This is a genomic window from Polaromonas sp. P4_H1 (genome assembly GCF_056400945.1).
In genome coordinates this window covers 117,554-141,665 of sequence record NZ_JBFUKG010000011.1, presented here as the reverse complement: position 1 = coordinate 141,665, position 24,112 = coordinate 117,554, and the positions used below count along the sequence as shown (strand labels likewise).

Below are 24,112 nucleotides of genomic sequence, written 5' to 3'. Positions count from 1 at the left end.
CATAGCCAGTCACCGGCGTGCCCGGCTGGCCGGTGACAATACGCCCTGTGTTAAGCATTCTTCTGGTCACCTTTCCCTTCTTTGCCCTGGTGCTGTGCGGCTATGTCGCCGCCCGCCGCGCACTGCTGCCGCAGCTCGCGATTCCCGGGCTCAACACCTTTGTGCTGTATTTCGCGCTGCCGTGCATGCTGTACCGCTTTGGCGCGAGCACGCCGGTTGCCCAACTGCTCGATGCCAGCCTGGTCGCCGTGTACCTGCTGTGCGCGCTGCTGCTGGTGGCATTCACGATTGCGGTCACACGAGACCGTCCCAAGGGCCGCATCGGCTGGAACGATGCCTCTTTCGGCGCGCTGGTGGCGACTTTTCCCAACACCGGATTCATGGGCGTGCCGCTGCTGGTGGCGCTGCTCGGCGTCAAGGCGGCCGGCCCGGCGATCGTGACCATCGTGGTGGACCTGCTGGTCACCAGCTCGCTGTGCATTGCGCTGTCGCGGCTGGACTCGGCCGACATCCACGGCGCCGAGGTGGCCGCCCAAAAAGCACTGCGCGGCGTGGCGCTCAATCCGATGCCGTGGGCCATTGTGCTGGGCGCTCTGTCGTCGGGCTTCGGGCTCAAGCTGCCTGGCCCTGTGATGCAGACGCTGGGGCTGCTGGCCGATGCCGCCTCGCCGGTGGCGCTGTTCACCATCGGTGCGGTGCTGGCGCGCTCCCAGATGAACACCGCGGAAACCGTGCCTTTGCGGGACTATGTGCCGGTGGCGCTCATCAAGCTGGTGATCCATCCGGTGCTGGTCGGGCTGATCGGCCTCGGGGCGATTGCCGCCGGCCTGCCGCTGGACCGCTTCGCCCTGACCGTGGTGATTCTGGTGGCCGCCCTGCCCAGCGCCAGCAATGTGGCCTTGCTGGCCGAGCGTTTCGGCGCCGACAACGGGCGCATTGCGCGGATCATTCTGCTGTCGACGGTGCTGGCGTTTTTCAGCTTCTCGGCGGCGGTGAGTTTGTTGACCTGAGAGCTCGGGTGTGCGGCGCGCATGAAGCGTCGGGGACGTGTCAAGGACGGGCCGCCGCCGCAACCCCATACAGTACCAGCGCCGCCATGACCACGGCGGTGAATCCGACATGGATCGCGAGCAGCGTGGCCAGCACCGCCCCGATGACCGACGCGCAGCCGTTGATGCCCCAAGCCCAGGGAATGAGCCGGGCATTGATGGCCTCCACCCTGGCCAAACCCTGGGGGAAGGGCATGCCCATGAAAAATGCCAGCGGGGCGATGAGGGCGGCCGAGATCAGGATTCTTGCCGCGTCCGGCAGCCCCATCGCGTGCCGGAACAGCCAGGGAAGCAGCGCCAGGCAAAGCACCGCCGACAGGCCAATCGCGCCCACCACCGCCGCCGGATGCCGCATGGCCCGGGGGCCAGCTGCCAGTCGCCCGGAAACGCGGCTGCCGATTCCGGCAAACAGCAAAAACGCGAACAGCACGACCGCGACTGCATGGAGCGGGTGGCTCAGGAACAGGACGAACTTCTGGATGAACGCAATCTCGATGAACATGAAGCCGAAACCGATCGCCAGAAAGTAGATGAGGACGCGGCCGCGCGATTCGGTGAGCGGCATGCTGCGGTCCTTGTTGTTCTGCCGGGCATCCACCCATGTGACCCATGCCAACGGCAGGCCGATCAACAGCAGGCTCGCAACCACCGCCTGGACCAGCGTTGCCACGAGCACCGGATAGCCCCACTCCAGAAGCGGCAAGCCGCCCCGCCCCTTCAGCGACAGGAGCTCGGGCAGCGAGCGCCACTTGAAGAAGTGAAAGAAGTGCGGCTTGTCGTCGGTGGCCGGGGCAATGTGAAACTTGTAGTCCCGCAGGAATGCTTCCCGGCCCGGACCGAGCAGCGCCACCGCGCCGTCGAACAGGTCGGGACCTTCGACCACGTTGTAGCGGTTCGCCTCCTCCGGCCGCATGCCGGGGTAGTAAGCCACATCGAACGAGCGGGCAGTGCAGAAGGCCTTGATCGCCGCGATGTCCGCGCCGTCGAAGGCGCCGTTCTTGACGAGCAGCGTGGTGGTCTTCCAGCTGCGCACCAGGGCGAGCCGTGATCCGGGATCGGCGACGCCCGATCGCTCCAGCGCCACCACGGCGGCGGCAAAGAGCTTGAGCGCATCGCGCGGCGGCAGCGTGACCCAGCGTGTGATCGCCAGCAGGCCGCCGGGCTGCAGATGCCGCAGGTCGTCCTGCACGGCTTCGACCGTGTAGAGATAGTTTTCGGCGAGCGCATAGAGGCCGGCCGAGGAAGCGCTGAAGGAGTCGAGCAGCGCCACGTGGATGAGGTCGTAGCGCTCCTTGCTGGCCGCGACGAAGCCGCGCGCCTCGGCCACATGCACGCGCGCGATTCCCGGATAGATGCCGCCCGCATAGTCCGCGAACCGGCGCCGCACCAGATCGACGACCTGCGGGTTCAGCTCCACCGCATCGATCTGGCTGGCACCGTGATGGTGGGCCTGCAGCACGTCGGCGCCGGCGCCGGCACCCAGCACCAGCACGCGCGGATGGCGCAGCAGGTGGTAGGGCAATGCCGAGCTGAGCTGGTCGAGATGGACCAGGCTGCCCTGCCGCCCGTCGAATCGGGTCAGCGCGTTGAGGCCTTCGCCGTCGATGAAGACCCCGAGTTGCGGCGGCGGCTCGGCCGTTGCATTGAGGCTCAGTCCCGGCGCGTGGCGCAGCGCAATGCGCGGACTCTCGACCACGCTGACGAGGCCCAGCGGGCTCGAGCGTTGCTCGATCAACCGGGCTTCGGGAATGCGCAAGGTCTGCGACAGCTCCTTGTACGGCGACATGACGGGCGCCACCCAGGCCGGCGGCAACAGCAAGGGCAGGTTGGCCATGACCATCAGCAGGGCCGCCGGCTGCCAGTGCCTGGGGCCCCGGCATTCGAGCCACGCCACCGCCGCGGCGGCCCATCCCAAGGCCCCGATCAGCTTCAAGGTGTCCGCCGGCGACAGCAGGAACAGCAGGGCCACGACGCCCAGGCTGCCCGCCCCGGCGCCCAGGATGTCGAAGCTGTAGATGCGCGGCACCTTGCCGCGAAAGCACGACAAGGCCATGCACACGCAGGCGCCGGCGCACAGAAAGGGCAGCAGAAGCAGCAGGTAGACCGCCAGCAGGTACACAGGCTGGCGCGGGTCCCAGAGGATTTCCAGTGGATTGAACGGCACGCGCTGCGCCAGCACAAAGCAGCCGATGGCGCTGACCCCGAACGCTGCGGCGGCCGCGCTGAACAGCGGTGCAAAGTGCCGCTGCACGGCGTGTTGCACCAAGGTCAGCACGGCGCCGCTGGCGCCATAGCCGAGCAGCGCCAGGCTGATGATCATGTAGGCGAAGTGGTGCCACAGGATGATGGAGAACAGCCGCATCAGCAGGATTTCGTAGGCCAGCGCGGCGGCCGAGATCAGGGCCACGCCGATCACCGGCGGGACGGGCCCGCCAACAGCAGACACGCGTGTCCCGGTCATGGATATCTCAACTGCTCCACCGCGCTTCGCACGAGCCGCGACGCATGAAACGCGAGGCCTGTACGGGGAACACCGCGGAACCGGCTCTGCCGGGCCGCTGGTGTTGCCCCCTCGAGGGGGGAGGCGGCTACACGCAGTGAGCCAGCAACGGGGGTGGGTGTCATATCAGCGCTGGCCGGTCAGCGGAACGAAGGCCACCGGCAGGATCTGCCGGGTCGACACCGTCCCATCGCGGTTCTTCTCGACCAGCATCAGTTGCTGGACCATGAACGCGGCGCCCACTGGAATCACCATCCTGCCGCCGGCCTTGAGCTGGCGGATGAGCGGCGGCGGAATGTGGCTGGCTGCCGCGGTGACGAGGATGGCGTCGTACGGCGCGTGTTCCTCCCAGCCGTGGTAGCCGTCGCCCAGCCGCACCTGGACGTTGTCGTAGCCCAGTTTCTGCAGGCGTTGCCGGGCTTGCAGCCCCAGCGGCTCGATGATCTCGATGGTGTAGACGGCACGCGCCAAGTGCGCCATCACCGCCGCCTGATAGCCCGAGCCGGTGCCGACCTCGAGCACCTTGTGGCCGGGTTCCACCCTGGCCAGATCGGTCATCAGTGCGACGATGTAAGGCTGCGAGATGGTCTGCCCGTGGCCGATCGGCAGGGGGCGGTTCTGGTAGGCACGGGGAAGCTGGTCAGCGGGAACGAACTCGTGCCGCGGCACCTTCCCCATGACAGCCATCACCCGCTCATCAAGGGCTGGCTTGCCGGTTTCGGTGCGGGTCTCGCGAACGAGCGCCGTGATTTCCTCCATCATCCGCCGGTGCCCGGACGCGAAGTCTTCGGCTGAGGCGGTCTGTGCCCCCGTCATGCTCAAGAGGAGCGCTGCGGCAACAACACGGACGGTGGGTGTGGCCATCGCTTCGGTTCGACGACGGGCTGGAGTCCGTCATGGGGGAGCGGAGATGTCCTGATCATGGCAGAGCGGGAGATCGCGGTCCAGCCCGTGGTGTAAGCCCACGGCATGGAAGTGGTCCGGGGTGCGCGGCACCCGGCGAGCCAAGGTCGGGCTGGCGGGCCTGGGTGCGATGCAGCATTCATGCGCTGCTCAAAACGATCTCCCCAGCCGGCGTACGCTGGCTGCGCTGGGCATTCCGTCAGGCAAAAGTATGCGTTCCGTCAAGACCTGCAACATTTCAACAACAATCATGAACTCCGTCGAAGTGGCCGGACGTGGCACGTGATAATCCACAATACGTCAAAGCCGCGAGTGAAGCGGGACTGCGAAAAGATTTCAATCGTGTTCGCTGATCCAGGATTCAGTCAGAACGACACACACACGGGGAGAGTGCGTGAACAGGACAGGCAGCTGCTCGATAACTTTGTCAGGCACCGCACAGGGCATCACTGACCGCAAGCTCCCCGCTGAGGCCTTGTGCGCGGGCGGCATGGGTGACACACCATTGCGCCTGCTGGCAGACGCAATACCCCAGATCGTCTGGATGATGCGGGCCGATGGCCGCTACACCTACTTCAATCAACGGTGGTTTGACTATTGCGGCTTGTCCCTGGAGGAGAGCCTGGACCGCGGCTGGTCCGGCCTTGTTCATCCCGATGACGGTCCGCGGGCCGCCGAACTTTGGGCGCAGGCATTCAAGAATGGCGAGACCTGCGAGGTCGAATACCGTCTGCGCCGGGCCGATGGCGTCTATCGCTGGATGCTGGGCCGGGCGGTTGTGCACTATGACGCGGCGGGCCTGACGGCTCACTGGCTGGGTACCTTGACCGATGTTGACGACCTGAAACAGGCCGCTGCGCTCCTGGAGAAAAACCTCGCCATCAACCGCATCGCTGGCAGGGTGGCGCGCCTGGGGGGATGGACGATTGAACTGCCTGACCGCACGCTGACCTGGTCGGATGAAAACTGCCTGATTCACGACGTAGCGCCTGGTTATCAACCGACGCTGGACGAGGGGGTCGGCTACTTTCTCCCGGAGCATCGGCCGATAGTCATCCGTCATGTGCAGGATTGCGTGGAACACGGCACGCCTTACGAATTTGTGCTGCCCAAGCTCACCGCCAAGGGCCGGCGCATCTGGGTGCGTTCTATCGGCGAGGCCGTGCGTGATGCCACGGGAAAGATCATCCGCATTCAAGGTGCCTTTCAGGATATCTCGGAGCAAAAGGAGGCGGAGGCGCGCACGCTCGCGCTGGAGGCGCAGCTCCTCACCACGCTGGAAAGCATCACCGACGGTTTTTTCCTGATCGACAGGAACTGGGAGTTCACCTTCGTCAATGGCCAGGCAGAGCGAATGCTCAAGCGCCGCCGGGAAGACCTGATGGGCCATACGCTGTGGCAGGAGCTTCCCGAGGCCGTGGGCGCGCGCATCGAGCGCGAATATCGCATGGCGGCTCAAGCGCAGCACACGACCCGCTTTGAGGCTTTTCATCAGCCGCTGCAGACCTGGTTTGCCTTCCACGTCTATCCCACAGAGGCGGGGCTCGCGGTTTACTTTCAGGACATCACCCAGCGGCGCGCGGAGCAGGCACAGCTGCGCCTGCTGGAGACGGCGGTGTCCCGCCTGAACGACATGGTAGTCATCACCGAAGCCCAGACCTTCAACGATACGGGGCCGCGAATCGTTTTTGTGAATGATGCCTTTGAGCGTCACACCGGATACGGCCGGAAGGAGGTCCTCGGACATGCCTCGACGCTGCTGTGGGGAGCCAAAACCGGGCAGGCGGAGCTGGACCGCATTCGCACCGCCATGAAAAACTGGCAAGCGGTACGCGCGGAAATTGTCACTTACACCAAGGCCGGCCAGGAGCTCTGGCTGGAAACAGACATCGCCCCCATCGCCGACGAGTCGGGCAGATTCACCCATTGGGTGGCGGTCGAGCGCGACATCACGGAGCGCCGGCAACAGCAGGAAGAAATTCTCAGCCTCAACAGTGAACTCGAGGAGCGGGTATTGCTGCGCACGGCCCAACTCGCAGCGGCGAACAAGGAGATGGAGTCTTTCGCCTACTCCGTGTCCCATGACCTGCGCTCGCCCCTCAATACCATCCACGGGTTCAGCCAGCTGCTCGCGAAGGCCGAAGCAGAAAATATCAGCGACAAGGGCAAGCACTACCTGAACCGGATTGGTGTCGGGGTCAAGGAGATGGGCGAGTTGATCGAGGGCCTGCTGACCTTGGCCAAGCTGTCCCGCGAGCAGATCAAGTCAGAGCCGGTCGATCTTTCAGCCGTCGCCCGGCGGATCGAGCAGGACCACCGGGAGCGGGAGCCGCAGCGCCAGGCGCAGGTGCTCATCCAGGAGGGCTTGCGCGCGCAGGGCGACCCTCGCCTGCTGTCGGCCGTGTTGCAAAACCTGCTGGCCAACGCGTGGAAGTTCACTTCCAGGCAGGTGCTGACGCGGATTGAGGTGGGCTGCGAACTGGACGCCGATGGCGACACCGTCTTTTTTGTTCGGGACAACGGTGTCGGGTTTGACATGGCCTTCTCGCACAAGCTATTTGGCACCTTCGAGCGCCTTCATTCACCGGGAGATTTCGCCGGAACCGGCATCGGGCTGGCCACCGTGAAACGTGTCATCGACCGTCACGGCGGCCGCGTCTGGGCCGAAGGCAAATTGAACGAAGGCGCGATGTTCTGCTTTACCCTGGGTCAAGGCAGCGAATCGGCCGCCTGATGGGGTGGCTGCCGCCATAAGGTGTCAGTCAAGGTGTCAGTCGAAGCGGTCGTCCCGCACCTGCACCATGCCGTTCTCGACCTGCACCGGGAAGGTTGGCACGGCCTCGTAGGCCGGCGGCGACAGCGCCTCGCCGGTGACCAGCGAGAACTGCGCGCCGTGGCGGGGACAGACGATGATGTCATCCAGCACTTCGCCGTCGGACAGGGTCTCGGCCTCGTGGGTGCACAGGTCCTCGATGGCGTAGTAGCGGCCGTTGACGTTGAACACGGCGATGGGCACGCCGTCCACGTCCACGGTGCGGCAGCTGCCGGGCAGGAAGCCGTCCGCCGGGGCGACATCGGTCCAGTCGGCCATCACAGCAGCCCCAGTTGCAGGCGCGCCGCCTCGCTCATCAGGTCCCTGGACCAGGGCGGCTCCCACACCAGCTCGACCTCGACCTCGTTCACGCCAGGCACCGCGTCGACGGTGCTGCCGACCACTTCGGGAAAGGTCTGTGCCACCGGGCAACCGGGGGCGGTCAGTGTCATGCGGAGATGCACCTTGCCGCGGGCTTCGTCCACGTCCAGGCCGTAGATGAGGCCCAGGTCGTAGATGTTGACCGGGATTTCCGGGTCAAACACGCCTCGCAGGGCCTCGACCACGCGCGCCTGCAAGCCCGTGGCGGGGGTCGTGGCCGCGGGCGCAGCAGGGCGCGGGGCAACGGCCTCCTTGGCCTGGTGTATCAAATCGAAAATGTTCATCGCATTCACTCCGTCGAAACCGGCTGGCTGGCCTCGTGCAGCGCCGCGCGCAGCGTATGCCAGGCCAGGGTGGCGCATTTCACCCGCACCGGGAATTCGCGCACGCCGGCCAGCACTTCCAGCTTGCCCAGCGCAACCGCCGGCAAGGTGTCGCCGCCCGTCACCAGCGCGTGAAAACCGGCGAACAGCGCCTCTACCTGCGCCTCGGTCTTGCCCTTGAGGGCGTCGGTCATCAGCGACGCCGAGGCGGTGGAAATGGCGCAGCCCGAGCCTTCGAAGCGGGCGTCCTGGATCACGCCGTCCACCACCTGGAGGTAAAGCGTCAGCCGGTCGCCGCACAGCGGATTGAAACCCTCGGCGCGGCGGTTGGCCCCCGCCAGCGGCCCGAAATTGTGCGGGTGGCGGTAGTGGTCAACGATGAGTTCCTGGTACAGATCGCGCAAGTCAGACATCAGCCAAATACCTCCTGCGCCCTGCGGATCGCGCGCAGCAGCACATCCACTTCCTCTACCGTGTTGTAGAGGGCGAACGAGGCGCGCACCGTGGCGGGCACGCCGAAATGCGCCATCACCGGCATGGCGCAATGGTGGCCGGCGCGCACTGCGACGCCTTCGTCGTCAAGGATGGTGCCGACATCGTGCGGGTGCACGCCCGCCACGGTGAACGACAGGATGCTCGCCTTGTCCCGGGCCGTGCCGATGAGGCGCAGGCCGGCCATCCCGGCCGCCTGTTCGGTGGCGTAGGCCAGCAGCGCGTGTTCGTGGGCGGCGATGGCGGGCAAACCCACCATGTTCACATAATCGATCGCCGCCCCCAGGGCGATGCCGCCCGCGATATTCGGGGTGCCGGCCTCGAACTTGTACGGCAGGTCGTTGTACGTCGTCCGGGCGAAGGTGACCTCGCGGATCATGTCGCCGCCGCCCTGCCAGGGCGGCATGGCGTCCAGCAGCGCCGCCTTGCCGTAGAGCACGCCGATGCCGGTCGGGCCGTAGAGCTTGTGGCCGGAGAAGGCGTAGAAATCGCAGTCAAGCGCCTGCACGTCAACCGGCAGGTGGGCCACCGCCTGGGCGCCATCGACCAGCACCACCGCCCCCGCCGCATGGGCGAGCGCAACGAGGTGCTGCACCGGGTTGAGGGTGCCGAGCGCATTCGACAGCTGCGTGAGCGCGACGATGCGCGTCGCCGGGCCCAGCAGGCGCTCGAACGCGTCCAGGCGCAGTTCGCCGGCGTCGTCGATGGGCGCGACGCGCAGTACCGCGCCCGTGCGCTCGCACAGCAGCTGCCACGGCACGATGTTGGAGTGGTGCTCCATCTCGGTGATCAGGATTTCGTCGCCGGGCCGCAGGCCTTGACCGTAGCTCGCCGCCACCAGGTTGATCGCCTCGGTGGTGCCGCGCACGAACACGATTTCTTCGCGGCGCTCCGCATGGATGAAGCGCCGCACGGTGTCGCGTGCCGCTTCATAGGCCTCGGTCGCCTGCTGGCTCAGGCTGTGCACGCCGCGGTGGATGTTGGCGTTCAGCTCGGTGTAGTAGCGCGCCTCGCAGTCGATCACGCACTGTGGCTTCTGGCTGGTGGCGGCATTGTCCAGGTAGACCAGGGGCTTGCCGTGCACAGTCCGGTGCAGGATGGGGAAATCCTGCCGCAACCGCGCCAGCTCCAGCGCGGTCTCGGGCGCGTCGGCGCGTGCAGTCCATTCGTTGATTCGGGCGTTCATATCAGTTGCTCCAGCGCGCTTCGCGCTTCCCACGACACGTGAAACAAGTCGCGCCCATCGCGGGCCAGCGCGGAACCGGCTTTGCCGGGCCGTTGCTGGCGCCCCTTTGAGGGGCTGAGGGCCGCGGCTCCAAGCCTGCCTGCGCAGGCTTGGACGGTTCCGAAGAGCCGCCGCCTCTGGCGGTGGTGCCGGGCGCCGAAGGCGCTTCGGGGGTGGTTCATATCAGCTCCTTCACCCGCTCGGGCAGGCGACCCAGCAGCAGCTTCTCCAGCCGCGCCCGCAGCGGCGCAATGCCTACCCGGTCGACCACTTCCTCGGCGAAGGCAAAGGTGAGCAGCGCGCGTGCCGACGCATCGTCCACGCCGCGCGAGCGCAGGTAGAAGATCTGCTCGGGGTCGAGCTGGCCGACGGTGGCGCCGTGACTGCATTTCACGTCGTCGGCGTAGATCTCCAGTTGCGGTTTGGTATCGACTTCGGCGTTGTCCGACAGCAGCAGGTTGCGGTTGGTCTGATCGGCATCGCTGTGCTGCGCATCGGCATGCACGATCACCTTGCCGTTGAACACCGCGCGGGACGCGCCGGCCAGCACGCCCTTGTAGAACTCGCGGCTGGTGCCGTACGGCTGGGCATGGTCGATGCGGGTGTGGTGGTCGATATGCTGGCGGCCGTCGGTCATGTACAGCCCGTCGAGCGTGCACGTGATGTGCTCGGCATTGAGCCCGACGCCGATGTCGATCCGCGCCAGGACCGCGCCCAGTGCGAACGAGCGCGAGGTGAAGCGGCTGCCGCGCTGCTGGTCCGCATTCACCGCGGCGACGTGGAAGGCCTTGAGGCTTTCCTGCTGCACTTTGTGGTGCTCGATCCCGGCGTCGCGCCCGACCACGAGGTCGGTGATCACGTTGGTGAAGTAGGCGCCATCGCCCACGGCCACATGGTGCTCGATCAGGCTGGCCCGGCTGCCGGCGTCGGCCACCACGAGGTTGCGCGTCTGCATTGCGAGGCCCGCTTCGGTGGCGACGAACAGCAGATGGATCGGCGTGTCGAGCGCCACGCCGGCAGCCAGATGGACATAGGCGCCGTCGGTCATGAAGGCTGCGTTCAGCGCCGCGAAGCCGGAAGGGTAGGCGTCCGGCGTCGACCCCAACAGGCTTTCCAGGCGCTCGGGGTCGCGTTCCAGCAGCTCGGCGAGGCTGGCCAGCGTGACGCCCGCGGGCAGCGGCCCGATGCGCGACCAGCGCGGCTGATAGTGGCCGTTCACGAACACCAGGCGCTGCGTGTCGGGCAGGCTCCAGTCTTCGATCTGCTGTGCCGTGACACCGTTCGGCGCCGACGGCGCCCGCGCGGCCAGCACAAAACGGCTTTTCTCGATGGCGGCGACGCTGGTGTACTTCCAGTCCTCCTGGCGCAGCGTCGGGAAGCCGGTGGCGGCGAAAGACGCCAGGCCCGCTTCGCGCGCATGCTGCAGCCACGGCAGGCGCCCGCCGGGCAGCGACGCTTTGAGGCGGGCGAATTCGTCACGGTAAAAGTCGGCCGCAGTGGCGCTCATGGGACCCCCATGCCCGGCGATGCCGGGCTGCCCTTCGAGGGGTGCGCAAGCTTGCCTGAAGTGACTGAAGTGGTTTTGCGCCGCGCTCATGAGATCGCTCCCTTCTGGCAGCTGGCTTCGGCCTCGATCCAGCCGTAACCCTGGTTTTCCAGCTCCAGCGCCAGCTCCCGTCCGCCGGACAGCGCGATGCGGCCCTGCACCAGCACGTGCACGTGGTCCGGCACGATGTAGTTGAGCAGGCGCTGGTAATGGGTCACCAGCACGATGGCCCGCTCCGGGCTGCGCATGGCGCTGACGCCGCCCGCGACGACCTGGAGCGCGTCGATATCCAGGCCCGAATCGGTTTCGTCGAGGATGGCGAGTTTCGGCTCCAGCACGGCCATCTGCAGGATCTCGTTGCGTTTCTTCTCGCCGCCGGAGAAGCCCTCGTTTACCGCGCGGTACAGCAGGCTGGTGTCCATGCCCATCAGCGCCAGCTTGCCCTTCACCAGCGCGAGGAAGTCCACCGCGTCCAGCTCCGGCTCGCCGCGGTGCAAACGCTGCGCATTGAGCGCCGCCTTCAGCAGGTAGATGTTGGCGACGCCGGGGATCTCCACCGGGTACTGGAAGGCCAGAAAAATCCCGTTCCGCGCCCGCTCTTCAGGCGGCAGGTCGAGCAGGTTGCGGCCCTCGTAGCGCACCTCGCCGGCGGTCACCACATGGTTGTCGCGCCCGGCCAGCACATGGGCCAGCGTGCTCTTGCCCGAGCCGTTCGGCCCCATGATGGCGTGCACTTCGCCCGCCCGGATCGTGAGATTGATACCGCGCAGGATGGGCTTGTCATCGACGGAGACGTGCAGGTTTCTGATCTCGAGCATGGTCTGTCCTTGTCATCCGATGCTGCCTTCCAGGCTCACGCCCAGCAGCTTTTGCGCCTCCACCGCGAATTCCATCGGCAGCTCCTTGAACACCTCCTTGCAGAAGCCGTTGACGATCATCGACACCGCGTCTTCCGGCGCGAGGCCGCGGCTCTGGCAGTAGAACAACTGGTCTTCGCCGATGCGTGAGGTCGAGGCCTCGTGCTCGACCCGGGCGGTCGGGTTCTTCACTTCGATATAGGGGAAGGTGTGGGCCGCGCACCGGTCGCCCAGCAGCAGCGAGTCGCACTGCGTGTAGTTGCGCGCGCCGGCAGCGCCTTTGGCCATCAGCACCCGCCCGCGGTAGGCGTTGCGGCCGTGGCCGGCCGAGATCCCCTTGGACAGGATGGTGCTGCGGGTGTTCTTCCCGAGGTGGATCATCTTGGTGCCGGTGTCGGCCTGCTGGTAGTGGTTGGTCAGCGCTACCGAGTAGAACTCGCCCACGGCGTTGTCCCCCTGCAGGATCACGCTGGGGTACTTCCAGGTGATGGCGGAACCGGTCTCCACCTGGGTCCAGGAAATTTTCGAGTTGGCGCCGCGGCAGTCGCCGCGCTTGGTGACGAAGTTGTAGATGCCGCCCTTGCCCTCCTTATCACCGGGGTACCAGTTCTGCACCGTCGCGTACTTGATCTGCGCGCCTTCCAGCGCGATCAGCTCGACCACCGCGGCGTGCAGCTGGTTCTCGTCGCGCATCGGCGCGGTGCAGCCTTCCAGATAACTCACGTAGGCGCCCTCGTCGGCGATGATCAGCGTGCGCTCGAACTGGCCGGTGTTGCTGGCATTGATGCGGAAGTAGGTGGACAGCTCCATCGGGCAACGCACCCCCGGCGGGATGTAGCAGAACGAGCCGTCGCTGAACACCGCCGAGTTGAGCGTGGCAAAAAAGTTGTCGGTGTAGGGCACGACCGAGCCGAGGTATTGCCGCACCAGGTCGGGGTGCTGCTGCACCGCCTCGGAAAACGAGCAGAACACAATGCCCAGCTCGCCCAGCTTCTCCTTGAAGGTGGTCGCCACCGACACGCTATCGAACACCGCGTCCACCGCCACGCCGGCCAGCAGTGCGCGCTCCTCGAGCGGCACGCCCAGCTTCTCATAGGTCCGCAGCAATTCCGGGTCCACATCGTCCAGGCTTTGCGGCCCGTCCTTGCGCGACTTCGGCGCGGAGTAGTAGGCGATGTCCTGGTAGGCGATGGGCGGGTGGCGCACCGTGGCCCAGCGCGGCTCGGTCATCGTCAGCCAGTGGCGATAGGCCCGCAGCCGCCATTCGAGCATGAACTCCGGTTCGCCCTTCTTGGCCGAGATCAGGCGGACCACGTCTTCGGAGAGCCCGCGCGGCACGGTGTCCGTCTCCACGGTGGTGTAGAAGCCGTGCTGGTAGCCCTGACTGATCAGTTCGTCGAGTTTGACTGTGGAGTTTGCCATGTGTCATCTCCCGTTGCCCGTTGCGACCGCGTCTGCTACTGCCTCACGCCCTCGCGTGGCTGCCGGGCCCGCAGTGCGCCGACGTTCACCGGCCGAAACACCGGTTGCGCCATGTCCGCCAGCGTGAGGTCGCTCAGCACGCGGCGAATGATCTGGTTGACGCGCTGCCAGTTCGCCTGCAACGAACACGAACCTTCCTGCGCGCAGAGGCCAAGGGCGGCGCTGCACTCGGTCACGCCGACCGGCCCTTCCATCGCGTCGATGACCTGGGCAATGGAAATCTCATCCGGTGGCCGCGACAACAGGTAACCGCCGTGGGCGCCGCGCAGCGACTGCAGCAGGTTTTCCCGTGCCAGCGTCTTCAGGATCTTGCTCGCCGTGGGGACTGTCACGCCTGTCGCGGTGGCCACTTCAGCGGCGCTGTAGACGTGGGCCGGCTGCCGCGCCATGTGGGTCATGATCACCGTGCCGTAGTCGGTCAGCTTGCTCAGTCTCAACATTGCCGTGGCCTTCCTCTTTATATGGAACCAATTTAGTCCTAAATGTCCGGAAATGCAAGCCTCCCCAGGCATGGACAAGGTTGAACCTCGGCTTCGGGTCGCGTCTGGAGCTTGAACCGAGGCAGGCACAGTCCGGTCAGGAGCGGCCATTCGTTGGCGCAGGGATATTCGCCTCTGCGTGCGGCTTTTCGTGCTGCTTTTTCCCCTGTCACAAACCCGGCCTCAGAGCCGAGGGGCTGACGCCAGGACGGAAGCCACACGATGCACGGTGATTACTCAGGCCGTGATTACGCCGTCACTAAATAGGACTAGGATGACCGCATGGCGCCCAAGTTTTCCAACCCCAGCCGCAGCTACGACGCATCCAGGCACTGTGTGTGCCTCTGGGGCTGCGACAACGCGCGCGAGATCGACTTCCTGGCAGACGGCGCGGTGCCATCGCATCCGCCCGTGATGGGTTCCGACGAATCCGCCGTGCTGGCGGTCTTCACGTCCTTCACGTATCCGTGCCGACGGCGGCCTCCCCTGCGCCGGAGTGCGAGACCAACCCCGGAGGAACACCATGCCCGACATTGACCCTAAAAGCACTTTCCGTGGGCTTCCATTGACCGCGGAGCAAGACGCAGAAATCAGACACTACATCAAAAAGAAAAAGCAGCATGGCGAGCCGTGGGACACACCGGAGTTGGCGGCCATGCTGAAAGACATGCTGGAGCCTCCAGGCGATGACGATGGTGAAGGGCTCGGCGCGACTGCTGACGAAACGAAAGCGGCCGCAGAACGCGCGGGGGCATCCATCGACGAGGACATGGAACCCATTGAGGCCAGTGAGGAGCGCAATGCCGCCATGGAATCCGAGCGTATGAAGGGGCCCTAAATGGCTTGTCGAAAGAGGGCGGCCCGCTCGAGTTCTGTGTTCTGTCTTTCTGCGATTTGGTTCACCGGGCTTTGAACGTTGAGGGTCGGCTTTCCGGAAGGGTGAGCGCAAACTTCAGGAAAGCCGCAAGCACATTGACTTTTCCCTCTTCGATCGCATTCACCTTCTGGGTGACAGCGCATCCAACTGCCGTTTCCAGGTTAAATCGCAATCGGGTCCACATCCACCGCCCAGCGGATCAGGCTTTTGAAATCGCTGTGCTGGCGGGTGTCAAACAGCACCGGCTGCCAGGCGGCCAGAAAGCGCTGCAGGGCCGCGCGTGACGGGCTTTCCACCAGCATCTGTGCGCGCTCGATGTTGGCCACGCGCTGGATCGTCATCGGCACCGCCGGGTAGGCTGTCACCTGGTCGTGGCCGGTGATTTTCTGCGCCGTGGCCGATGCTGCCGCGGCGTTGAGAAAGCCCTGCGCCACCTCCTGCGTGCGGGCCTCGGCGCGCACCAGCGCCGAGAAACCGAAGGGCGCCATGCCGGCCGCCTGGCGCTCTGTCAGCTGCTGTGCGGCAAAGGCCGGGTAGTCGTGTTTTTTCAGCGCCTCGAACAGCGGATGATCCGGGTGGAAAGTCTGCACCCACATCTCGCTGGCCTCGCTGTGCCGGGCATCGCGGCCGGCCCGGCCTCCGGCCTGCATCAGCAGGCTGAACAGGCGTTCGGGCGCGCGGAAGTCGCTGGAGAACAGCGCCCCGTCGGGGTTGACGGCCGCCACCAGCGTGATGTGCCGGAAGTCATGGCCCTTGGCAATCATTTGCGTGCCGACCAGCACGTCGACCTCGCCGGCATGCACGCTGGCCAGCTGCGATTCGAGCGCGCCCTTGAGCCGCGTGGTGTCGGCGTCGATGCGGGCGATGCGCACCGGCTCGCCGTCCGGCCGCTTCACGCCAGCCAGCAGTTCGGCCAGATGCTCTTCCAGCCGCTCGGTGCCGCGCCCCACCGGCGCGATGTCGATGTTGCCGCAGCTGGGGCAGGCGCGCGGCACGCGCTCGGTGAAACCGCAGTGGTGGCAGCGCAGCGTGCGGTCTATCTTGTGGAAGACGCGAAACGCGCTGCAATGCGGGCACTCGCTTTTCCAGCCGCAGTCATGGCAGGCCAGCACCGGCGCATAGCCGCGCCGGTTCAAAAAAATCAGGGACTGCTCGCCGCGCGCCACGCGCTGCGCGATCGCGTCCAGCAACGGCGGCGCGATGATGCAGTGCTTGGGCTGGTGGTTCATGTCCACGCGCCGCACAGTGGGCAGGCTGCCCGCCTCTCCCGAGGCGCCTGGCTCCCTGGCCTTCGGAGGCGAGGAGGGGCCAGGCCGCGGCCCGGCGCCATAGGGCGCGGCCTCCCCGCCGGTCGTCGGGGGCGCGGAATTTTCCGACGGGCCGCCCCCAGGAAAATTAGCCCCTTCCTCTGGTGAATGGGGCAGCGCACCGCCGGAGGCACGCGAAGCGACAAGCGTGGGGGCCGGCCGCAGCGCCGGGCCGCCCCAAGCAAGGCCAGTCCCCTCGGGGGGCAGCGCAGTACGCGAAGCGACAAGCGTGGGGGCCATGCCTCCTATACGCTCATCCATGATGAGGCGCTGGTAGCGGCCGGTGAGGGTGGCCTGCCAGCTTTCCAGCGAGGGCGTGGCCGAGCCCAGCAGCACGCGGCAGGGACCGTGGGGATGTGTGGCGTCCCCGGTTTCCAGCTTGGCGCGGTAGACCGCCAGGTCGCGCGCCGAGTAGCGTGCGCCTTCCTGCTGCTTGTAACTCGGGTCGTGTTCCTCGTCGACCACCAGCAGGCGCAGATTGGGCAAGGAGGCCAGCACCCCCATGCGCGTGCCGAGCACCAGCCGGGCCTGCCCCGTATGGGCCGCCAGCCAGCTCTTGAGCCGCTGGGCCGGCGTGAGCCCGCTGTGCAGGGGCACGACCCGCTCCTTGCCCAGGTGGGCAAAGCGCGCCTCAAAACGGGCCTGCAGCTGCGGGGTGAGGTTGATTTCGGGCACCATGACCAGCACCTGGGCGTCCGGGTCCTGCTCAAGTACCCGTGCCGCGGCCCGCAGATAGACCTCGGTTTTGCCGCTGCCGGTGGCGCCAAACAGCAGGGCGGGCCGGGTGTCGGCGTCAAATTCGGCCAGTGCCCGCATCTGCTGGGGGGTGAGTGCTATTAAATCAGCAGTGTCCGGGGCGTGGCTGCTGTCCACCGTGGGCCGCTTGAGCCGGCGGCCCAGCTGCACGGCGCTGAGCTCGCGCAGTTGCGGCGGCAGGGCGGCCAGCGCCACTTCGCCCAGCGAGCGCTGGTAGTAGCCGGCCGTGAAGGCAACCAGTTTTCGCCAGGTTGCGGACAGGGGCGGCAGTCCGTCGAATACGCCGGCAATGGCGCGGACCTGCTTTTCCGGCAGGCCACCGCTGTCCGGCAAGAGGCTCCACACCACGCCCAGCACTTCCCGCCGGCCCAAGGGCACACGCACCAGCGCACCCGGAAGCAGTGGGAGCTCACTTCGATAGGTCAGGGGCCCCGCGACGGCACTGTGGGCGGGCGTGGCCATGACCACCTCGATCCAGCAGGTCATGCGGGACAGGCAGATGCGCGAACATCTTCAAAAGCACTTCCAGTTAGCGCGCTAAGTCCTTGATTTATCACTGCTTTACAGATTTCCAGATTTTCTGTGGATAACTTTGTTGATAGCTTCCCGGGGATCAGCGCGAAGCCTTGTAAATCAAGGCTTTTCTTAAAATGCCCGGAAAAAAAGCAATTTGAAGTTTCTATATAAATCAATAACTTAGCTGCGCTATGGCTTTGATAGCGGGGTAGCGGCGGGGCTGTGTGCGTTGCGGCGGCGGAGCACAGATTTTGTGCATAAGTCCAACACCCCGGGCCTGGTTTTATGCTAGTCATGGCTGAAATGACGGCTCCATCGCTTGTCAGAGGGGGCTTGGCAGCCGCTTCAAGCCCCGGCTGTGCGCATGCGGCGAGAGTGAGTGTGTACTGCTCGGACCAGGACTTCCACGCTTTCCGGCGGTGTGTGCTGGCTGATGCCATGGCCGAGATTGAAAATGTGGGTGGGTCCGGGCTGGCTGGCGTCCAAGTGGGGCCGGCCAAAGCTGTCCAGTACGGCCGCCGCTTCGGCTTCGATCTGGGCCGGGCCGGCAAACAGCACGTTGGGGTCCAGGTTGCCCTGCAGGGCCTTGGCATGGGGTCCGTTCTCGCCGACCCGTGCGCGGGCCTGGGCGAGGTTGACGGTCCAGTCCAGGCCCAGCACCTCGCAGTCGAGGGCCGCCATGGCTTCCAGCCACTGCCCGCCGCCTTTGGTGAAGACCAGGCGTGGAATCTTCACGCCATCGTGCTCGCGCTTGAGCTGGCCCAGCACGCGCGCGGTGTAGGCCAGGCTGAAGGTCTGGAAGGCCGCGTCGGCCAGCACGCCGCCCCAGCTGTCAAAAATCATCACGGCCTGGGCGCCGGCCTCAATCTGCGCGTTCAGGTAGGCGGCCACCGCGTCGGCGTTGACGGCCAGCATTTTGTGCATCAGGTCGGGGCGCTGGTACAGCATGGTCTTGACGAGCCGGTAGTCGTCCGAGCCTGCTCCCTCGACCATGTAGCAGGCCAGCGTCCAGGGGCTGCCGGAAAAACCGATCAGCGGCACCCGGCCATGAAGGGCTTTGCGGATCGAAGTGACGGCGTCAAACACATAGCGCAGCTTGCCCATATCGGGCACCGCCAGCCGGGCCACCGCCGCTTCGTCGCGCACAGGGGTGGCAAAACGCGGGCCTTCGCCGAGCTCGAACGACAGGCCCAGCCCCATGGCGTCGGGTACGGTCAGGATGTCGGAAAACAGGATGGCCGCATCCAGCGGGTAACGCTCCAGCGGCTGCAGCGTGACCTCGGTGGCGTAATCGGTGTTGGTGGCCAGCCCCATGAAGCTGCCGGCCCGGGCGCGGGTGGCGCGGTATTCGGGCAAATAGCGGCCGGCCTGGCGCATCAGCCAGACGGGCGTGTGGTCGGTGGCCTGGCGCAGGCAGGCACGCAGAAAGGTGTCGTTTTGAAGTGGTGCAAACATGAGCAGATTGTCTCAGGTCGGCAGGGGCTGGTGTGGCAGGCAGGCCGCATCGGCGGGGGCCGGCGTCTATCCAGCGCCGCGATTCAGATTTACCATGGTGCCGTGAGCTTTCATCTGACTCGAAGAAGGACTTCGCCATGCGCATGAACGACCAAGAGTACTTTCGCAGCTGCATTGCCAAGGAACGGCACCTGGCACAGCTGCTGGGCCACCAGCATATTGAAGAGTGCTATGAAAGCGCGGGCACGCTCTGGGACAACGCCCAGGCGCTGCCGCAGTGGACGCGCGACTGGGGCGCCTGCGGGCCGCTGATGACCCGCTACGGCATCACGGTGGTGTATGGCAAGGAGTCGGGGCAGACGGAGACCAGCTTTGCAACCATGGGCTCCACCGTGGTTCACTTTGCCGACCATCCCGGTCGGGACCGCGCGGTGATGTTCGGCATTGTCCGGGAGGTGGTGTTTTTGCTGGAGCACGGCAAGGTTGCCAAAGCCGCTCCAGAAACAAGCTCCTGATTCTCTTGACTTTCTCGACTTTTCACGCCCGGCCTCTTTCTCTTTTAGAGGTCGCGTGAACGGGCGGGCTCGTCCGCCGGTTCAGCCGCCGGGCGCCGGGTTTTTCATGAATTCTTCCAGCGCATCGATGGGTAGCGGCTTGCAGAACAGGTAACCCTGGTAGCTCTCGCAGCCCTGGCGGTACAGAAACTCGCGCTGCGCTTCGGTCTCGACCCCCTCGGCCATCACGCCCAGCCCCAGGCTTTGCGCCAGGCCGATGATGGTGCGTGCGATCGCTGCGTCATTCGGGTCGCGCAGTATGTCCGCCACAAAGGATTTGTCGATCTTCAGCTGGTCCAGCGGCAGGCGCTTGAGGCAGGAGAGCGAGGAATACCCCATGCCGAAATCGTCGATCGACAGGGTCACGCCCATGGCCTTGAGTTTGGCCATTTTGCCGATGGTGATGTCCATGTCATCGGCCAGCAGGCTTTCGGTCAGCTCCAGCTTGAGTTTGTGCGGGCTGACTTTCGTGTCGTTCAGGGCGGCCATGACGAGGTCGACGAATTCCGGGTGGCGGAACTGCCGCACACTCACGTTGACTGAAATGCTCAGTGCCGCCGTTTCAGGCCGCTGGGCCCAGGTGGCCAGCTGGTGGCAGGCGGTTTCCAGTACCCATTGGCCCAGCGGCAGGATCAACCCCGAATCTTCCGCTACCGGAATGAATTCCGCAGGCGACACCATGCCGCGTACCGGGTGGTTCCAGCGTAGCAGGGCTTCCGCACCCATCATGCGGCCGTCGCGCCCAACCTGTGGCTGGTAATGCAGGAGGAACTGTTTTTCGCGCAGGCCCTGGCGCAGGTCCGACTGCAGTGCTGCGCTGGCCGACACCGCCGCCTGCGTCACCGGGTCAAAAAAGCAGAGGGTGTTGCGTCCGGCGGTCTTGGCCTGGTACATGGCCAGGTCCGCCTGCTTCAGCAGGTCCCCAATGCTGTTGTGGTTCTGGTTGAACGAGGTCACGCCGATGCTGCACGTGCTGTAGTGCTGGTGGCCTGCCAGGAGGTAGGGCTCGCTGAGTGCCGCAAGAATATGCTTGCCCACCACCTGGGCCTTCGCGGCAGCCTCGCGGGGGTCGTGGCCGAGGTTCTCCAGCATGACCACAAACTCGTCCCCGCCCAGGCGCGCCACCGTGTCGGCGGTGCGCACGCACGCCGTCAGGCGCTCGGCGACCTGCTGCAGCAGCAGATCGCCTTTGTGGTGGCCCAGGGTGTCGTTGAGGATCTTGAAGTTGTCCATGTCGATGAACATCAGCGCACCTTCGCGCGGGAGTTGCGGGGGGTGGGCCAGTGCCAGCTGCAGGCGGTCCATGAGCAGCTGCCGGTTCGGCAGCTGGGTCAGCGGATCGTAAAAGGCCAGGTGCATGATTTCGCTTTCGGCCACCTTGCGCCGCGTGATGTCCCGTCCCACGGCAACCCAGTGGGTGAAAAAGACGCCCGCATCATCGGCCACCGGCACGATGTCGACTTCCATCCAGAAGTGCTTGCCATCCTTGCGGTAGGTGATCAGCTCGGCCTGCACCGGCTCACCCCGCAGGAAAGCCTTGTTGATGCGGTCCAGTTCGCTGCGTTGCGTCAACGGCCCGCACAGCAGCCGGGGTGACTGGGTCAGGGCCTCGTCGCGGCCATACCCGGTGTGGCGCTCGAAGGCGTTGTTGACGAAGATGATGCGCAGGCCGGGTTTGCCGGTATGCACGGCCTCGGTGATGAGCACGATGTCGTTCAGATGCGAGATGCTGGTTTCCAGCAGCATGAGCTGCTCGCGGGCCTTGCGCCGTTCGCTGATGTCCCGAAAGTAGATCGCCACGCCGTCCGGATACGGATAGGCGCGTACTTCAAACCACCTGTCCATCGGCGCAAAGTGGGCCTCAAACTCCACCTGCTGGTTGCTTGCGACCGCGGCCTCTATCTGTTCCCCGAAGGTCGTATTGATGATGCCGGGAAACTCTTTCCAGATCCTTTTTCCCAGCAACTCCGTACCGGGCCTGCCCAGCAGCCGTTCGCCTTCGCGGCTGAGGTAGGTAAATCGCCATTCGGGATCGAGCGTGTAAAAGCCTTCCGAGATGTTTTCCAGCGTGATGCTCAGCCGCGTTGCCAGCCGGTGTGCGTCTTCCTGGGTCTGCCGCGTGGTGGTGCCGATGTGCTGGCGCTCGGCATCCAGCGCGTGCCGCTGGTGGCGCAACTCCAGTTGCCCCGCCAGCAGCCCGGCCAACGTCTGCAGGCCTTCTTCCTGCTCGCGGCTCAGGCTTCGGGGCAGTGTGTCCATTACCGCCAGCAGGCCCAGCAGCGCGCCGTCTTCCCCGATCATCTGGAAGCCCCGGTAAAAACGGATGCCCGGTGCGTAGGGGGCTGGCAACGTGGGAGCGCAGAGTGGTGTTTCCAGCGTGGCGGCACACAGCGTGACCAGGCCCTCGCGCGCTGGCGCCGCAAAGCCGGTGCCGGCGCTGAAAACCGCCTGGCCCTCTTCCTGCAACACCACCATGGCAATAGTCACGCCGCATGACCGGGCGGCCAGCCGGGTGAGCCGGTCGGTTTCCCGAAGGAATGGATGCGGGGGAGGGGCTGAAGCCTCATGGCGCAGCGCGGAGGCGGGCCGCCGGGATGCTAACTCAATGACGGAAAGTGACACAGACACGGGCAAACCCTGTTTTTTGACAACAAGCGGGAATCGTGGCGTATTGCGCCGCTTCTTTTGGGCCAGATTTGCAAGCGTTCACGGCAAAGCGTTGCAAAACGTTCTGTTTTTTACCGGACGGCGACCTTGTCCTACAGTGCAGTTCGCATTTGCCTCATCAAACGCCTGTCTGCCACCCGCGATGCTGAATGCACATACAGGAGGGGGTAAATGGCTGATGACGACTGAGGAACTCGACGAACTGGGACGATGCCCTGACATGGCAGCGCTGCGATCGGCCCTGGGCCGGCGGTGCGCCAGATTTGGTTCGGTCACCCAACTCAACATCCTGGTGGCCACGCAAGCCGGCAGGCAGCAGGCCTTGTGCTTTGTGCGAATGGCATCCCCCGAAGAAGAGCGGCGCCTGATGAGCGGCCTCGGCATCGGCCGTTTCGGTGGAGAACTGGTGGTGGTGGTCGATTTGCAGGTGACCGACCCGCCCCCGCCAGCGATGACTCCGGATCTCTTTACCCAGGTGGCATAAGCGGATGGTGTAAAGCCGATGGTGTAAGCGCTGCCGCGGGCAGACCTTGGTCCGCGCCCCGGGCGGCTGCAAGAGCGGTAAGGCTAGGGCGCAGCAGCCGTGCCGGCTTGCGGATGCCTCAGCAGCAGGCGGTCCAGCGCGTTCAGGGCTTCAAATGATTCTGAAAAATCGGCGAACAGCGCCGCGTTGTCCGGTGCGGCCGCCTGGCCGCGCCAGTCTGCGCGAAACTGATCAAAAATCTCGCCGAACGTTCTCTGGCCATCAATCAGGCGAAGGATTTGCGGCCCATATCGGCCGGGGTTGACCATCACCGACACGCCGGAGTGCTGGTGCCGGAGCAGGAAAGGCTGGCCGCGGTTGCTGCTGAAGACCTGTGCCGCGACGTCGCCGGTCAGCGGCTCATGGAAGAAAAAAGGCGCGTATTCGGCATTGCCGTAAGGCGCGGTACAGCCGGCATCGCGCGTGACGTACAGCGAATGGGTGATGATGTTGCCGATCATGAGTTCGGCCATCTCATACTGCCGCCGGCGCGCCATCTTGCGCAGTTCGCCGGCCATGGCCGGTGGCTGGCTGCCCAGCACCATGTGCGGCAGGTAGGGCGAACGGCCACGCTGCACGTCGGTGAATTCGAGGTGCAGGCCGTGCCCTCCCGTGCCTGCGGCGTTATGCCCCAGCCAGTCAAACAGCTCGCCCACCGAGTACGAACGGTCCTGCGAATGCAGCAGCAGGTCGTAAATGCCCGCGTCCCCGGCCTTGTGGTCGTGGTGCAGGTCTTCGCTGCGCTTGAACCAGTTGCTGGGCGGCAGGCTGGCCAGCAGGTCGCGGGTGTTGGCAATCTTGCGCTGGTCGTCAGCCTGCGTGCCGTTGACGAGCCGCATCAGGGCCTGCATCTGGTAGATGCCGGTGCGCCCCGCCGTGGCGTAGACCATCAGGCCGATGGCCCCCTCGGGCTTGAGCACCGCGCGCAGGGCCCCGAAGCCCAGGTCAGGGTCGGCCAGGTGATGCAGCACACCGCTGCAGTTGATGTAGTCGAAGGGCGCCAGGCCCAGGCGGGGCAGGTTGAGCAGCGAGTCGTGCACCCACGTGATGTTGTTCAGGCCACGAATGCGCGCCCTTTCCTTTGCCAGCGCGATGCTCGCCTCGCTCATGTCCAGGTGCACGATCTCGGCGTCGGTCGCGCGCAGCTGCTCGGCCAGGAAGATCGTGGCGTCACCCGTGCCGCCGCCCGCTACCAGGGCCCTGAAGCCGTTGCGAAACGACTGCTTTCCGGCAAAGCAGTAGTGGTTGATCATCGGCAGGTCTTCCAGCCAGGTCAGCACCAGGCGTTGGCGCTCGTCCTCCGGGTTGCACGGCGGGTAGGGCAGGGCTTCGTACTGGCTTCTGACCTGCGGCAGGTAGTTGTCGGGCATGGGCATTTTCCGGAAAAGGGAATGGCAAACAGAGGTAT

Annotated in this window: 21 protein-coding genes; 6 read left to right on the top strand and 15 right to left on the bottom strand. The window is 65.5% G+C overall.

The window, feature by feature from the left end; translation table 11 throughout:
* Positions 1 to 47 precede the first annotated feature (47 nt).
* Positions 48 to 1,010, top strand: coding sequence for an AEC family transporter (locus tag AC1DS5_RS15620; protein WP_477719165.1), 963 nt, complete (start codon positions 48 to 50; stop codon positions 1,008 to 1,010).
* A gap of 40 nt (positions 1,011 to 1,050) precedes the next feature.
* Here AC1DS5_RS15620 and AC1DS5_RS15615 read toward each other — a convergent pair whose 3' ends face one another.
* Together AC1DS5_RS15615 and AC1DS5_RS15610 are read right to left on the bottom strand one after the other, a co-directional pair.
* Positions 1,051 to 3,510, bottom strand: a complete 2,460-nt coding sequence (locus AC1DS5_RS15615) for a spermine/spermidine synthase domain-containing protein (protein ID WP_477719164.1) — start codon at positions 3,508 to 3,510, stop codon at positions 1,051 to 1,053.
* A gap of 165 nt (positions 3,511 to 3,675) precedes the next feature.
* Positions 3,676 to 4,311: a protein-L-isoaspartate(D-aspartate) O-methyltransferase gene (locus AC1DS5_RS15610; RefSeq protein WP_011485159.1), complete on the bottom strand. Its 636-nt coding sequence runs from the start codon at positions 4,309 to 4,311 to the stop codon at positions 3,676 to 3,678.
* Between the two features lie 535 nt (positions 4,312 to 4,846).
* Here AC1DS5_RS15610 and AC1DS5_RS15605 point away from each other — a divergent pair.
* Complete coding sequence (locus AC1DS5_RS15605) at positions 4,847 to 7,186, top strand: PAS domain-containing sensor histidine kinase (protein WP_477719163.1); 2,340 nt, start codon at positions 4,847 to 4,849, stop codon at positions 7,184 to 7,186.
* 36 nt (positions 7,187 to 7,222) lie between these two features.
* On the opposite strand, the gene AC1DS5_RS15600 is transcribed toward AC1DS5_RS15605, so the two are convergent.
* The 8 genes from AC1DS5_RS15600 to AC1DS5_RS15565 all read right to left on the bottom strand — a co-directional run bounded on the left by AC1DS5_RS15600 (position 7,223) and on the right by AC1DS5_RS15565 (position 14,010).
* On the bottom strand, positions 7,223 to 7,543 hold the full coding sequence (locus AC1DS5_RS15600) for a non-heme iron oxygenase ferredoxin subunit (RefSeq protein ID WP_477719162.1): 321 nt from the start codon (positions 7,541 to 7,543) through the stop codon (positions 7,223 to 7,225).
* Positions 7,543 to 7,929 carry an SUF system Fe-S cluster assembly protein gene (locus AC1DS5_RS15595; protein WP_477719161.1) on the bottom strand — a complete coding sequence of 129 codons (387 nt, stop codon included), beginning with the start codon at positions 7,927 to 7,929 and terminating at the stop codon, positions 7,543 to 7,545. Before AC1DS5_RS15595 ends, AC1DS5_RS15600 begins: the two co-directional genes overlap by 1 nt.
* A 5-nt stretch (positions 7,930 to 7,934) precedes the next feature.
* Positions 7,935 to 8,381: a Fe-S cluster assembly sulfur transfer protein SufU gene (gene sufU, locus AC1DS5_RS15590; protein ID WP_477719160.1), complete on the bottom strand. Its 447-nt coding sequence runs from the start codon at positions 8,379 to 8,381 to the stop codon at positions 7,935 to 7,937.
* A complete protein-coding gene (locus AC1DS5_RS15585) occupies positions 8,381 to 9,646 on the bottom strand; it encodes a SufS family cysteine desulfurase (protein WP_477719159.1) in 1,266 nt (421 codons plus the stop codon). Before AC1DS5_RS15585 ends, sufU begins: the two co-directional genes overlap by 1 nt.
* Positions 9,647 to 9,863: 217 nt before the next feature.
* Positions 9,864 to 11,192, bottom strand: a complete 1,329-nt coding sequence (gene sufD / locus AC1DS5_RS15580) for a Fe-S cluster assembly protein SufD (protein WP_477719158.1) — start codon at positions 11,190 to 11,192, stop codon at positions 9,864 to 9,866.
* 86 nt (positions 11,193 to 11,278) lie between these two features.
* Positions 11,279 to 12,049, bottom strand: coding sequence for a Fe-S cluster assembly ATPase SufC (gene sufC / locus AC1DS5_RS15575; RefSeq protein ID WP_477719157.1), 771 nt, complete (start codon positions 12,047 to 12,049; stop codon positions 11,279 to 11,281).
* A gap of 12 nt (positions 12,050 to 12,061) precedes the next feature.
* On the bottom strand, positions 12,062 to 13,510 hold the full coding sequence (gene sufB, locus AC1DS5_RS15570) for a Fe-S cluster assembly protein SufB (RefSeq protein ID WP_477719156.1): 1,449 nt from the start codon (positions 13,508 to 13,510) through the stop codon (positions 12,062 to 12,064).
* 35 nt (positions 13,511 to 13,545) lie between these two features.
* Positions 13,546 to 14,010: an SUF system Fe-S cluster assembly regulator gene (locus AC1DS5_RS15565; RefSeq protein ID WP_477719155.1), complete on the bottom strand. Its 465-nt coding sequence runs from the start codon at positions 14,008 to 14,010 to the stop codon at positions 13,546 to 13,548.
* 321 nt (positions 14,011 to 14,331) lie between these two features.
* On the opposite strand from AC1DS5_RS15565, the gene AC1DS5_RS15560 reads away from it, so the two are divergent.
* Positions 14,332 to 14,586, top strand: a complete 255-nt coding sequence (locus tag AC1DS5_RS15560; RefSeq protein WP_477719154.1) for a DUF1488 family protein — start codon at positions 14,332 to 14,334, stop codon at positions 14,584 to 14,586.
* Positions 14,573 to 14,887 carry a hypothetical protein gene (locus AC1DS5_RS15555; RefSeq protein ID WP_477719153.1) on the top strand — a complete coding sequence of 105 codons (315 nt, stop codon included), beginning with the start codon at positions 14,573 to 14,575 and terminating at the stop codon, positions 14,885 to 14,887. The genes AC1DS5_RS15560 and AC1DS5_RS15555 overlap by 14 nt, the downstream gene beginning before the upstream one ends.
* Before the next feature lie 200 nt (positions 14,888 to 15,087).
* Here the strand turns inward: AC1DS5_RS15555 and priA are convergent, their stop codons facing one another.
* From priA to hemE, 3 genes are read right to left on the bottom strand one after another with little or no spacing between them, the layout of a single operon-like run.
* Positions 15,088 to 17,475 (bottom strand): replication restart helicase PriA, encoded by a 2,388-nt coding sequence (gene priA, locus AC1DS5_RS15550; RefSeq protein WP_477719152.1) that lies wholly within the window; start codon positions 17,473 to 17,475, stop codon positions 15,088 to 15,090.
* Positions 17,472 to 17,801 (bottom strand): hypothetical protein, encoded by a 330-nt coding sequence (locus tag AC1DS5_RS15545; protein ID WP_477719151.1) that lies wholly within the window; start codon positions 17,799 to 17,801, stop codon positions 17,472 to 17,474. Before AC1DS5_RS15545 ends, priA begins: the two co-directional genes overlap by 4 nt.
* Positions 17,802 to 17,850: 49 nt before the next feature.
* Positions 17,851 to 18,960, bottom strand: a complete 1,110-nt coding sequence (gene hemE, locus AC1DS5_RS15540; RefSeq protein WP_477719150.1) for a uroporphyrinogen decarboxylase — start codon at positions 18,958 to 18,960, stop codon at positions 17,851 to 17,853.
* Between the two features lie 137 nt (positions 18,961 to 19,097).
* On the opposite strand from hemE, the gene AC1DS5_RS15535 reads away from it, so the two are divergent.
* Complete coding sequence (locus tag AC1DS5_RS15535) at positions 19,098 to 19,475, top strand: aminoacyl-tRNA synthetase (protein ID WP_477719149.1); 378 nt, start codon at positions 19,098 to 19,100, stop codon at positions 19,473 to 19,475.
* An 81-nt stretch (positions 19,476 to 19,556) separates the two neighbouring features.
* On the opposite strand, the gene AC1DS5_RS15530 is transcribed toward AC1DS5_RS15535, so the two are convergent.
* The gene (locus AC1DS5_RS15530; protein WP_477719148.1) at positions 19,557 to 22,142 is read right to left on the bottom strand and encodes an EAL domain-containing protein; all 2,586 of its coding nucleotides are present in this window, start codon (positions 22,140 to 22,142) and stop codon (positions 19,557 to 19,559) included.
* A 217-nt stretch (positions 22,143 to 22,359) separates the two neighbouring features.
* Between AC1DS5_RS15530 and AC1DS5_RS15525 the strand changes: the two genes are divergently transcribed.
* On the top strand, positions 22,360 to 22,665 hold the full coding sequence (locus AC1DS5_RS15525; protein ID WP_477719147.1) for a hypothetical protein: 306 nt from the start codon (positions 22,360 to 22,362) through the stop codon (positions 22,663 to 22,665).
* A gap of 83 nt (positions 22,666 to 22,748) precedes the next feature.
* Here AC1DS5_RS15525 and AC1DS5_RS15520 read toward each other — a convergent pair whose 3' ends face one another.
* The gene (locus AC1DS5_RS15520) at positions 22,749 to 24,074 is read right to left on the bottom strand and encodes a class I SAM-dependent methyltransferase (protein WP_477719146.1); all 1,326 of its coding nucleotides are present in this window, start codon (positions 24,072 to 24,074) and stop codon (positions 22,749 to 22,751) included.
* Positions 24,075 to 24,112 lie beyond the last annotated feature (38 nt).